The organism is Methanosarcina sp. WWM596 (genome assembly GCF_000969965.1).
GTDB lineage: Archaea > Halobacteriota > Methanosarcinia > Methanosarcinales > Methanosarcinaceae > Methanosarcina.
The window spans coordinates 216270-229178 of sequence record NZ_CP009503.1 but is presented as its reverse complement, the minus strand read 5'-3'; the positions used below and the strand labels follow the sequence as shown (position 1 = coordinate 229178).

Genomic DNA, 12909 nt, shown 5'->3' with positions numbered 1-12909 from the left:
GTGTTTAGGACATGGCTAGAGATTACATCAGAGGAAATTTATGAACCACTTGCTTATGCATTCAGATGGAATGTATTCTCAATATTTCCTTCAACTGCTCAATTGTAACTTTACCCTTATGCAGCATAGAATGACAGTTGGGACATACAGGCCTTAAATCATTGATAGGATCTACTTTATATTCTTCATTTATTTCATAAAGAGGTTTTAGATGGTGGACGTGAATGTATTCTCTACCTATTTCTCCATAAACTTCTTCAAAATCGAATCCACAAACACTGCATTTAAAACCATATTTCTGGAGACATTCTTTTCTAGCAGTTGGATTTCTTTCATAAGCATTTACTGTAATTTGTTTTTTTGCTCCTTCAAACAAGTTACTACTTTCTTCAGAAGATATCTCTTCTGCGATATCTGTTTCACCATAATTTGGAAAAGGAATACTTCTTAGTCCAAGTTCATGTTTTAAATACTCCAATAATTTATCCGAATGTTTTGGCTGGCTTTTAATGTTTAACCATTTATATTTGTTTGCAACGTTGTCTATATAATAAAAATGTAGTTCCCTTACTATAGGCCAAATATCTGAATCCTTATTGGAAGGAGTATAGTATCCATTCATTGATGGAACCGGTTTATACTCTGAATAATCTCCAGTCTCCCAGTGCCATAAATCACTTTCATCTAATAACTTCCATATGTCCGTTCTTTCATTTAACAATTGTTTATCAAGAGTCAACCAAATTCCGTTTTTGTGAACGGTAAAAACAATGAGATTGCCAACTAGGAGACGAACACCCTCATCATAGTAATATGCACCCCACTTGTTACTACCATATGAGTTAGCTTTTTTGAGTGCTTCAAGGAATAAAGACAAAATGAGTTTTCTATATTCACCATCAGGAAAAAGTGATTCCATTGCGTCGTGAGTTTTATCAGTATCAGAGCCGGTCATAAACTCCTCCAAAACAGTCGATTAATTCTGGCCTATGTTTAACATCGTTTGGAATCTTCTGCAGGTATTTCTGAAATAGACTCAAATTCCACAATTGTTTCTTTTCTCCATCCAGAAATTGGCAAAGGAGATTACAGACCAATCTATTATCCTTCAGTTAAAACTCGATAATCCCTATCGTACCGTCGCATTTGTAATATATATATCCGCTTGTACTCAGTCTCTTCAACGCTTTTTCAACTTCCCACTCAGGGATCTTCGTATGTTTCTTGATATTTTCGATTGTGAGAATCACGCCTGTCTCATCGATTTCCTTAAGATCTCCGAGCAGTCGAATCTCATAAGGAGTCCGTCTGTACAATACATCGATGTCGACTCCAGCTGTTACGACATGCTTTGTCTGGGTCATTAAATCTGCCCATAAAAACTTACCCTCATTCAAGTTCTCAAGGGTCACATTTGTTTGAGTATCAAGGCGAGCAAAAGCAGTAGTTAACTTCGGTATAACAGAACCAATATCTTGTTGGTATGGCAATGCATCTGCGTGAATGATCTCTTCCATAACGAAATACATTGCTTCGTCTATCCGTCTCTGAAGCTTGTCTGAGATCTGAGGTTGGAAAAGCAATGCATCGAGCATGAATCCTCTCGCCAGCGGCAATGAATCTATTAGTTCATCTTTGTACGAGAGGTAGCTTCGGAATTCCACATCCAATGGCATTGGGATATGGATAGGTACTTCCTTGATATTGAAATATGCCAGGTTAACTTCCGTACTGTTCACAGGACAGGGCTGCTCAGGCGTTTCCAGCGATTTATAAAAATTCGGATAAGTTGAGTTCCTGAACTCTTTCGGCACAACATTGGCAACCCGCTTGAATATATTCCAGTCACTCCGTCCTATGTCCTTTCCCATCACGATGGTGTTAATTCCACCGGGTTCAAAATCAAACAACTGTGGGGATGATACACAGTACAATCCCATAGCAAAGGCGATATGTTCCCAGAAATATTTCTCTTCCTTGCTGCTTTTCTTCGCAAATGGAATTGCCATATAATCCAAAAACTCTTCTTTGTTCAACAGCCGATTGCTTCGGATTTTGTTTGGGTCCACAAACTGCCAGCCGGACACATATTTAATCATCGTTGACTGGATCTCGTTATTTGCAACTTCATTAAATCTTTCAGTCTCACTGACAGTTGCTTCTATGAGCTGTCCTTTTGGTGGCAGGTCGCATGTTCTCCTGTCCCTTATAACGTAGATTTCATTGCGTGGATCGTTCAAAAATGGAGACGGGTCAAGACAGAAGATTCCATTCTTCTTGTCGGTGTATCTGACATAACCCATATTGTCTTTCTCAAAGATCAGCTGATATTCGCTTCCAGACAATTCATATCCGTACATCCGATTTTTCAGCGGTACATTTGCCATGACTTCTCGCCCTACTTAAAGAATGCACCTGACCTAGGAGAGTAGAGAAGATTTACGGATTGCTGTTTGTTTTTCGGGTTGGTCTACTGTGCCTTCGTGCCCTCGATGTCAGGATTTCCTTCCTGCAATAAGTCAAAGTGTTTCAATTATTGAATAAACAGACTTTGCTTATAATAATCTGAAATCACTTTATATAAAAATCTTTTTAAATTTGGTTAAATTGTAGAGCTTGAATCTGATTTCTCAGGTCTTTAAAGTAGGTTCTGAGAAGCTTTAGAAATCCTGGAAGTGAACAAAAGGAAAATAGTGTATGTATACCACGTAAGAAGCAAAAAGAATGACTTAAGTAATCCAGTTGGTTTATTAATCTCTTACCGAATCGGAGAAACTAAACCATGACAAAATTGATCCCAATTATATTGTTAATATTGTTTGCAATGTCTTGTATTGGATGTACTGAAAAAGTCCATACTGACGCTGATAACAGTAAAGGAAATCAAACACTCACTTCTACACCGGTTCAACCTATAATAGAACACACGCTCGATGATGACGTGAGCGTAACAGTCTTGAAAACAACGTTTCTAAACAAACTTAAAACAGCAGACCCGGGATGTTTCTTTGTAATCGCAACTATTGAAATGAATAACACTGGAAACACCACCTATAATATAAATCCTAATATGTGGGCGTTGGAATGGGATGGAATGATGTACAGTCCGGATATACCAGCTACCTACGCTGATGGGATAAATCATCCTCAGACAATAGCGGACAATGAATTATTGGTGGGTCCTGGTGGACATCAAATATTCCAAATCGTTTATCAATTGCAGAGCGCCTTATCCACGGAGCCAAATCCTGAATACAGCATAGTTTATTTGGGGGAATAATCCCCTTTTTTTATTTTGTCTGTTTTAATTTACTGCTTTCCTAGATCAAAATTTCAATATGGACCGCTTGCTCATGCATGTTCTCCTCAGCTTCTCGATCTGTTCATCTTTTGCGTATAAATGATAATGTTTATTTTAGTTCACAGTTTAAGGACAATTAAATCTTTTAAGCAAAGGCATGAAGCATGGAACCAAAGAAAGCGAATGAGGAACCAAATCAACGAAAATTCTTGACACGGATAACTATTGTTTTTGTGTAACTATTCAGCCACTGATAAAAAAGTATGTTTTTTCAGCAAAATGCTGAAATTCTCAGAATAATAGCGGCGCTCCTTTGAGCGCCGCGAGAATACCGTCTATAACAGGTAAATCGTTCTTTTTAATGGTTGAGATATAAGCTCTAATTCTGCAGAAAGCTTCCGCTCCTTGTATAGTTCTGAAAGTTCCTGATATTTTCTGCTGTAATTTCATCATCCTTATGTCTCTTTCTGCTTGGTTATTCTCAAACGGAACTCTCAAGTCATTGAGGAATCTCAGGATCTGTTTTTTGTTTTCTATAAACCTGTCAAGTAGGTTCCTTGCTTTTGTTTTTGGATTTTTACCACGTTTTCCTTGTTTTTCAGGGTTTAGAGAAGGTGGATTTTCTTCAATCCCTTTCATGACTACAGCATCGAACCTTTCTTCTAACACTTTAATTTGCTCAAAGTCCAGATCTTTGACCTGCTCTTTACACTCATCAGTATACTTTTTCATTTCTGTTAACAGTTCATTCATCTCTTTAGCCCATTGCTGTTTATAGTTCTCCTCAATTCCAGTAAGTTCTCTCTGGAGATGAGCATTGCAAAGAGCATGATCACATTCATAACTGTTATAGGGTTTCCATCCGTCATGAACTGCTATTCCTTTAAACTCTGGAAGAATTCCCATGGCATTAATTGCTTCTGATCCTCTTTTTGAGTGAGCAAAATAACAGGTGTATTTGTCATTAGAAGCTACATGAAGCCAATGCCTTTTTCCTTCAATTTTCATCCCAGTTTCATCACAATGGATTACAGGAGAAGTTATTAACCTCTCCTGACTCACATTTTCAAACTCCTCTAAATTCCGGAAGCATTCTTTTTCTGCTCTGATTATCGTAGCAGAACAGATTTTTATCCCCATAACGTCATCAAAAAACTCTAAAATCCTTTTGTAGGGAATAAACTGGTAGTTTTTACAGTAAATTGCTGAAGCTAAAATATTAGGACCATACTGGACGGGATATTTCACAGATTCTGGAAAAGAAGCTTTATTTGATTTTCCACAGTGAGTACAGGTCTTAATCTGACTTCGATGTTCCGTAACAATTAGATTTACAGGAGGAATATCAAAAATTTGTCTTCTCTCATAAGCTTCAACTTCAACATCCTCAAGAGTATGTCCACATTCTTTGCAGCAGGTCAAAGAATGTTCAATTACCTAATCAGGATCATTAACCATATCAAGAGTTGTGCCTGGATGACCTTCTTGACCTCCAGGTTTCTTCCCACTCTTTTTCCGGAGACTCTTGGGATTAGGTTTTTCTTTGACTAAAAAGTCAGTAGAAGGAGGTTTACTGCTGTTTCTGCTATTTTGATTTAAGCGAGATTCTAAAATCCTTACACGTTTTTCTAGTTCAGCAATTCGAATAGCTTGTTCTTCTATGATAGTTTCAAGTCTCTGGATTACAGAAATTACAGCTTCAGGACCAGCTTCATAGATAACGAGGATCTCTTCACGTGTAAGCATAATAACGAAACAAAATAGGATTCAATTTATATGCAATTTTTCCTCGAAAAGAGGAAAAATTGTAGCCTTTCAAAGGCTACCTGAATTGTTACATTATTCTTTTACTTATTGCCGGTTTAATCTATCATTTGGCATTCTTATATCCTGAAAATCAAGTATCACAATTAGGAATAACTAACGTAACTGAAAAAGCTAATTTCATTAATCAGTATCATACAACTTCAATTCAATTAATTTCTACTCTAGCTCAAATACTAGGTGGCAGTGCAGTTCTGGTTGGGATTTATTTTGCTTGGAAAAACTTCGAACTTGCTCAAGCTACTCTCAAATCTGACCAAGAAAAGTTTCAGAAAGATTTCGAACTTGCTCAAGAAGGCCAGGTAACTGAACGATTTACTAGAGCTGTTGATCAGTTAGGAAGTGAAAAACTAGAGATTCGTTTAGGTGGAATATATGCACTTGAAAGAATTGCAAATGAGTCTGAGAAGGATTACTGGCCGATTATGGAAATTTTAACAGCTTATGTTAGGAGAAATTCACCTGTCGAATTAGCTGAAAGCCAAGATAAGATATCTTTGGATATTCAGGCAATTCTTACCGTTATTGGGAGAAGTAACTATAAACAAGGTGAATCTATAATACTAGATCCAGTTCATGACTCTAAACACCTAGATCTGAGTTATACATATTTGGCCGGAGCTGACTTTGAAGGAGCCCATTTCGAAGGAGTTTTGTTCCTAATGTCTCATATAAATGGAGCCAACTTTCAGAAGAGTCATCTTGAAGGAGCTAACTTTGGAAATGCTTATCTTGATGGCGCTCACTTTGAAGACGCTCATCTTGACGGAGCCTACTTTGGAAACGCTCATCTTAAAAAGGCTTTTTTTGTGATGCCTATTCAAGGAGCTTATATTAAAGGGGCTCATTTTTTATGGACTATGTTTCATGGAGCTAACCTTGAAGGGGCTCATTTTGAAGAAACTCACGTTTCATCAGCTGTATTTGAAGAAGCTCATCTTGAAGGAGCTTATTTTGAAGGGGCAAATTTTAAGAAGATTAATCTGGAATTGACTTCGCCTAAAAGTAAGTCTGCTAAGGTTACGGGTGACTTATCCATATTTAGAGGAGCTAACCTTGAAGGGGCTCATTTTGAAAAAGCTAAATATCTAACAATTGACCAGCTTTCCAAAGCAAAGACACTTTATAATGCAAAATTAGATCCAGAGCTAGAAATACCGTTAAGAGAGAAGTATCCTGTCCTTTTTGAGAATACTGAGGAATGATTGGTATTACTAGAGTTTGATGTACTGAAACTATTTTTTAACGGAAACACTTGGAACAGTTAGAACACTTGTAGAGAAGGGGGTAAAACAGAGAGGAGGAGGGGGGAAGAATATATAATTATATTTTATCACTCTCTTCCTGTGAATTTACATAGGCTCTTTATTAGGAGTGTTCCATCTGTTCTATCTGTTCCATATCGAGTGAAATCACCAGGGTCACGGTATTCAAAAAAAGGTTTGTAAGATTTTGACGGGGGGGGGGCACTGTGTCAGTTACCACAAACCAATCCAAAGAATAGCTTCCAATCCAACTGAAATAACCTTACTGAGTACCGTACGGTCATGCATAAAAGAAAGTATGGGAAACGTATTTTCTACCAATTAATATCATGAAAGCTTTTTACAATCTCCTCTAACCGTGTCAATCTCTTTAACTTATTTTTATAAGCTTCTTCTTATCTTTTCCAGTTTTACCCTTCAGATAGGTCAATCTTCTGTCGTTATCCTGCTAAAAATGTCATTTTCCCCTCGAATGATTACCCAGATCGTACGTACTAAGGATGGTAAAGTACGGTTTACCGTACCTCTCGAGTACTGTAACCTCAAAAATCGTTGTCAACCCCCTCTAAAATTAAAAAAGAAGTTCCTTTTCCCTTCCTCTTCTTACCCTTTCGGACCTTTTCAGGATACAGCTCTACAACTTTCTCCATTATTGTTTGAATCATGGCTCTGCTGCTGGACCTCTTTACAAATATACGGCACTCTTCGGAGACCGATTCAGAGCTAAGAAATAGATAGATTTCTGATGAGGTGAGCATCTTTCCAGCCATATTAGGCTTTGTGTTTTTTAACTCCTTCATAACCAGTTTTGCTCTGACAACCGTTTTATTGCCGCTCAGAAGGGAGTTTTCACTCCTTGGCACGTTTCCTTCAAGAACAATTTTTTCGAGCTCTGAGAGGCGCTCAGGAAGTGGAGTAAAAGTCTTTCTTTTCTTCTGTGGATTCATCAGCCTTTCTGTGTCTTCCATCTCTTCCCAGTCCAGATCTATATCCACAAAATGAGTCTTGGCGCTTACCCCGAGGTATCCTTCCAGCAGGTCTAGCCGTTCGAGGAGGTTGTGCTCTTTTGCAATTACCCGAGTGATGATGCTTTCAATTTCCATCCTAATGGTGGGATGGTTCAGCAGGCTCTGCAGTTTTTGGACTTCAGGGTCAGTTTCTCCTAGCAGGCTTACGTATGGCTCGACCATCACCCCAGAATCATTGGAATAGGCCACAGTACTCACCCCTGCAAAAGGTAAATATTGCATCAAAGCAATTGTTCTGCTGTAGAGTGAATTGCGAGTCACTGGTTGGCACTTTGTGTATTGGTAATTCACTCCACATATCTTTCACCTCTCAGGGTGATTTTCTGGGTGGTCGTTTTTTCAGCTTGTGATTTTAAGTTCAAAATCATCCTCCTTCACTAATGTGTTACGTTTGGTGTATTAATCATACATACGTTTCTCTTTTATTTGAGTGTTACGATTGGTTCACTTTTAATGGATGTATTTATTTATTGTGTAAACGTAACACATCTCAATGAAAGAGCGTTTCAGTGTATCAATGGATAAAGAACTCACAGAATGGCTGGACAAGCTTGTAGATGAAAAGATATTTTCCAGCCGTAGCCATGCACTCGAGTTTTGCGTGAAGCAAATTTCAAAAATTGGGATTAAAAATGTCGTGTTAATGCACTGGGGTGAAGGAGAGGCAGAGCCTGTGTTCATGCAGGACTCGGATATAAAGGTAATAGATTCTTTTGCAAAGGCTAAAAACATATCAAGGGACGAGGCTGCTCAGCTTTTAGTTCGTAAGGGTATCAAGGATGATTCCTGAAATTTGGGTATATGCAGGATTATTTCAGCAGAGGCACTAGTGTTGGGTGCAAGGTGCGGCAACCATAAGTAAATGACTTTTTTGAAGCAGGGTTATTGAACACCAGAGCCCTCTGTAATTCCCGTTCCTACAAGATAATCCATAATAACTATTTCCGAACGTGGACCAGCTAGTCAATTCCCATATATCGACCTGCATGAAGAACTATAATAAACACATATATATAGGCCAAGTAGATTTACTATATATTAGAGAGAATAAAAGAAATAGGCTCAGAACATATTTAGATAAGTCTGCAATCAGCTTCATTGTGCCTCGTTGGCTCAGCCCGGCAGAGCGAGTGACTTGTAATCACTAGGTCGCGTGGCCGTAAGGCCAAAGCAACGCAGTTGCGCCTGAGAATCACGCACGAGGCTTTGTACTAATTTTATCTAAATTCTACTTTACTAATTTTATCTAAATTCTATTTTACTAATTTTGTCTAAATTCTACTTTACTAATTTTGTCTAAATTCTACTTTACTAATTTTGTCTAAATTCTACTTTTCACTGGTGCATCTTACTTTCCGCAGATTTCTTCTAAAAAAGAACATTTATTCTGTTATCGTTTTTTGAGAATTATTCGAAAATTTACAGTTATTGTCTCAACTGAGGCTTAGGGAAATGGTTACTGGAAGTTTTCAATGAAGGCAAAAAGCCGAAAACTTTGGAAAATATCAAAACCACACTTTTGAGTTATCAGGGCGATTTTCAGTAAAAACGATTACAAGAAAAATTGTGAAAATTGAAAGGACATCTGCGGAAAGTCGGGTGCATAAATAAGATTAAACGAATCAGATGTTCTAAGACTTATAGTGTGGTGCTAACAGCATTCAATGCACTGAGTAATGATTACAATTTGCCTGGAAACATAAAGATAAAGATAAAGTTAAAACTCTGATTTTATATATAAACCTGGATTTCATCCAAGTTTTAAAAGTTTTTCCTTAAGGACAGGAGGCATCGGACTTAGCGGGATCGACTTTCATTGATTTTCAGATTATGGAGAAAAGTAGATTCAATTGTTAACCTGCGTTATAAATAAATTATTATATAAAGAATTCTATTTAAAGTTTGATACAAAGATTCTGAAGGTCAAATATCCAGTGTCTCAAAATAGAATTCTATAATATGATATTGCAACTAATAATGAGAGGCTATTTGCCCAAAACTTCATAAATATATAAAAAAAGAAGTGAGATATATGTTCTGGAGTAAGGACAATATTGTAGAAAGGTTGAGCAAAATACCTCGAACTCTGGAGGATATCTCAATCGAAATCTTTGAAGGCGTACCCTCAACAAATGATTTTTTACACAAAGTGAGCTTTTCAAAGGAAGACTGCATAGATGCCCCGTATGTCTGTAGAGATCTGTTAAGGAACGTAAACATAGAACAGGAACTTATGTATCCTTATATGGATGGTGCCCTGTCGAATGAATTTGCCATTCACTCAACCCAGTATCGGTTTATGCTGCCCTATGAAATCCTCGGCCAGGACATAAGGAAAAAATACAGGATATTTCAGCCAGAAGAAATGAAAGCAAGGTTTCCGATGGCATATAAAAGGCTTATGGAAATCAAATATACATTCGGAACAGATGGAGAAGAGCTCGATTCAGCTGATTGTTATCGCTTGAAAGGTGAAAACTTTCTGCAGTATATTAACACGCCTAAAATTATCATTACTGATCACTACCGTCTGCAGGCTTCTTACGATTCTGCCGGAAACCACGTGTTTTCAGATGGAATCGGAGTTGTTCTCGGGGACCCCACACTCTACCATTATGTAACAGCGGCACTTAACTCCTCAATATCAAGGGTTTTTCCTGAGATCTGGAACCTCGAAAAAGTGCGAAATAACAACAATATGTACCCAAAAATACTCAAAAGGTTTCCAATTACATTCCCTGAAAGCGAACTCACAGAGAACTTAATAAATACAATATCACGTTACCTGATTTATCTCAACAGACAAAAATATACAGCAAAAATTTACTCCTTACCTGATTACCAGAAACTAATCGATTTTTATAAAAGGATTTCAGATCTTTTGATCCTGGACACTTATATTACAAATGACCTTGATCCGAGGTTCATCGAAATTCTTGCCGAAAGCATAACCTCATCTGAAGAAGAATTCGAGTACAGTAACGACATGTGCCTTTTAATAGCACTGCAGGAAATAAAGAAAAATATTCTGAACACCCCTGATTTCCAAAAATGTAAGTTCAACAACGAGTTCACAAATATTCTTGCGACCCTGAAAAACAACGGGGTCTGGTAAAAAGAAAAATCCTCAATTAATCAATATGAATAAAAATAGGGAAAGATGAGGTCAATCCGGATAAGAATGAGGAAAAAAGAAGGAAGGATCAAAAGCCCATTCTGTTCAATTGTCAAGCAGCGCATCAATCCCATTATACAGCCCTCTAAGTGCGATGCTGAGCCTGCGGACTTCCACTTTCCATACATTTTTGTTGACATGGACATCCCCTCCGGCTTTGACAGCTGCCACCCAGGCATATTTCCGGGCTATTTTTTCATTTTTAAAAGGGGAATGAAAAATATTTCCCGTTTTCTGGTTACTGTATTTTTCATTAATAAGAAATTCATAGATCTCCTGAACTCTTCCGAGCAGGACTTGTTCACTTTCGGAACCTGAAGCTCCAAAAAGGACAAGACTCCAGAGGCGGAACTCCACCTCATGACGCTCAGATAAAAGTTTATTAGAACTGGAGACCTCAAACATCTTTCTGAACTCAAGATATATATCCGTATTTCCAAAACAGGAAGGCAGGGTATTTCCAAGTGAGATCATAAGATGAATACACTCGTGGAAAAGGATTCTGGATATGAGGAATTCAACTCTCTCCTGCAAGTTCCAGAATTTGTTTACAAGAGCCTCGTCCCAGAGCTGATAGGGGTTAACAAGGATTACAGACCTGTAAACAATCTTTTTTTCTTTCCGGGAAAACAGACGTTTGGGATAAAGAACCACTCCCTGCATTTTCCCGAAAAACTGAACCTTGATAGCCAGGTCCCAGCAGCATTCCCATTCCCCAGAATTCACACACTTTATTCTGTAGTATTTCCCATCAAAGTTAACCTTCTCAAGCAGCTGGTACATATCCTTACTGTGTGTCTTAATCAATGACTTAACCCTGGATTCCCGAAAGATTTTTAGATCAAGATAGGGAACGTTCGGGACAGAAGCACAAGAGAAATAAGGGGCATAGGGACTAAGATCGCAAAATCCCTGAGACAATGAGCCTGAATAATCTTGCCAATTATCGCCTTTGGCCTCAACTGGCGGGACCTTCCGTTTCATAAATATCCTCCTACGATATATCCCATAAGATATTATAAGATATTATTACTAAGGATATATAAAAAAAGGTTCAATAAGCAGGAAATTAAAACAAATATTCGTCCTTCCTTTGAATAGGTATAGGTGCATTTATGCCCAGTGAATACATTTATACCCAGTCACCTCTATTATATAACAGTGGTTCCGATATATTTATAGATTATCTTATTTATGAGTATTTGTGCTTATTTAGATTCATTTGATTTATTAAGAGATCCACAAACCGGACAATTATTTAACTTTGAGAGAGAGATTTCACTGAAATTTCCTGAAAGCCCGTTCCAGAATAAGAGTCGGCTTTCCAGAAGCTTTCCTTTTCCAATAAGAAACTTAATTGCTTCATTTGCCTGAATAGAGCCGATAATACCCGGAGTTGTTCCAAGAACCGGAAAAACTTCCTTTCTAGAAATTCGCGGGAAAATACAGTAAAAGCAGGGAGTTTTTCCAGGAATTATCGTAGTTACCTGCCCATCATATCCGGTAACTGCTCCATGAACTAAAGGGATCCTCCTTTTTACGGCAAGCCTGTTGAGCAAATGTCTGGTTTCAAGGTTATCAAGAGCATCGACAATAATATCGCATTCAGGAATCAGGGATTCAATGTTTGATTCGGTAAGCATTTCCCCGATGGTTTCAACCTCGATTCCAGGATTCATAGAAAGAAGCTTTTCCTTTGCAGATTCGACCTTAGCTCTTCCAATATCCTTCTCATGGTGGAGAAACTGCCTGTTCAGATTACTGAGATCCACCGAATCAAAATCTGCAAGAATTATTTTCCCGACCCCGGCTATTGCAAGATATGTGGAAATGGGGCTTCCGAGTCCGCCTGCACCGGCAACCAGTACTTTCGCATTTCTCAACTTTTCCTGCCCCTCTTCTCCAAAAAGAAGAATTTGCCGGCTGTATTTTTCATGTTCAAAATCATTCATGAAAGATCTTCCAGAATATTCGTCTCGAATATTGATTTTGTTGGCTAGTTTCCGAATAACGCCATTTATTCTCCGAATAACTTTATTATCCAGAGAAGTTAAAACCATTTCAGTAATGATTGAATTCTTTATGCATAACCTCTTCGGACAACCCGCAGGAATATAAGGGGTTAAGAATAAGGGGTTAAAAATAAGGGGTTAAAAATAAGGGGTTAAAAATAAGGGGTTAAGAATCAGAATTTTTTTGGAAAAATTAATTAAGGCAGGACACATAAAAATAGTTAAATCATTATTAAGATTACTGGAGCCTGATACTGCTATTTATTATTGCAAAACCCTTTTACAGGCTTACAGATGAGATGCT

Annotated in this window: 9 protein-coding genes, 1 tRNA gene and 1 pseudogene; 5 read left to right on the top strand and 6 right to left on the bottom strand. The window is 37.8% G+C overall.

Translation table 11 applies throughout. The annotated features are described in order from the left end of the window. Nucleotides 1–61: 61 nt before the first annotated feature. Together MSWHS_RS20790 and MSWHS_RS01015 are read right to left on the bottom strand one after the other, a co-directional pair. Nucleotides 62–955, bottom strand: a complete 894-nt coding sequence (locus tag MSWHS_RS20790; protein WP_197074001.1) for an HNH endonuclease — start codon at nucleotides 953–955, stop codon at nucleotides 62–64. Nucleotides 956–1112: 157 nt separating this feature from the next. Continuing rightward, nucleotides 1113–2387: a hypothetical protein gene (locus MSWHS_RS01015; protein ID WP_048158655.1), complete on the bottom strand. Its 1275-nt coding sequence runs from the start codon at nucleotides 2385–2387 to the stop codon at nucleotides 1113–1115. A gap of 395 nt (nucleotides 2388–2782) precedes the next feature. On the opposite strand from MSWHS_RS01015, the gene MSWHS_RS01010 reads away from it, so the two are divergent. Continuing rightward, nucleotides 2783–3280: a DUF4352 domain-containing protein gene (locus MSWHS_RS01010; protein WP_048158654.1), complete on the top strand. Its 498-nt coding sequence runs from the start codon at nucleotides 2783–2785 to the stop codon at nucleotides 3278–3280. A gap of 312 nt (nucleotides 3281–3592) precedes the next feature. Here MSWHS_RS01010 and tnpC read toward each other — a convergent pair. Next, nucleotides 3593–5047: pseudogene (tnpC, locus tag MSWHS_RS01005) on the bottom strand (IS66 family transposase). A gap of 128 nt (nucleotides 5048–5175) precedes the next feature. On the opposite strand from tnpC, the gene MSWHS_RS18250 reads away from it, so the two are divergent. Beyond that, on the top strand, nucleotides 5176–6330 hold the full coding sequence (locus MSWHS_RS18250) for a pentapeptide repeat-containing protein (RefSeq protein WP_052722521.1): 1155 nt from the start codon (nucleotides 5176–5178) through the stop codon (nucleotides 6328–6330). A gap of 602 nt (nucleotides 6331–6932) precedes the next feature. Here the strand turns inward: MSWHS_RS18250 and MSWHS_RS00990 are convergent. Beyond that, nucleotides 6933–7607, bottom strand: a complete 675-nt coding sequence (locus tag MSWHS_RS00990) for a hypothetical protein (RefSeq protein ID WP_048158652.1) — start codon at nucleotides 7605–7607, stop codon at nucleotides 6933–6935. 304 nt (nucleotides 7608–7911) lie between these two features. Here MSWHS_RS00990 and MSWHS_RS00985 point away from each other — a divergent pair, with 304 nt between their 5' ends. The 3 genes from MSWHS_RS00985 (at nucleotide 7912) to MSWHS_RS00975 (ending at nucleotide 10533) form a co-directional block, all read left to right on the top strand. Further along, nucleotides 7912–8208: a ribbon-helix-helix domain-containing protein gene (locus MSWHS_RS00985; protein WP_048158651.1), complete on the top strand. Its 297-nt coding sequence runs from the start codon at nucleotides 7912–7914 to the stop codon at nucleotides 8206–8208. Nucleotides 8209–8520: 312 nt separating this feature from the next. Beyond that, a tRNA-Thr gene (locus MSWHS_RS19860) sits at nucleotides 8521–8624 on the top strand. 826 nt (nucleotides 8625–9450) lie between these two features. Next, nucleotides 9451–10533, top strand: coding sequence for a hypothetical protein (locus tag MSWHS_RS00975; RefSeq protein ID WP_048125284.1), 1083 nt, complete (start codon nucleotides 9451–9453; stop codon nucleotides 10531–10533). 105 nt (nucleotides 10534–10638) lie between these two features. Here MSWHS_RS00975 and MSWHS_RS00970 read toward each other — a convergent pair whose 3' ends face one another. Then, nucleotides 10639–11577 carry a hypothetical protein gene (locus tag MSWHS_RS00970; protein WP_048125283.1) on the bottom strand — a complete coding sequence of 313 codons (939 nt, stop codon included), beginning with the start codon at nucleotides 11575–11577 and terminating at the stop codon, nucleotides 10639–10641. A 224-nt stretch (nucleotides 11578–11801) separates the two neighbouring features. Then, complete coding sequence (locus tag MSWHS_RS00965) at nucleotides 11802–12545, bottom strand: HesA/MoeB/ThiF family protein (protein ID WP_048125282.1); 744 nt, start codon at nucleotides 12543–12545, stop codon at nucleotides 11802–11804. Nucleotides 12546–12909 lie beyond the last annotated feature (364 nt).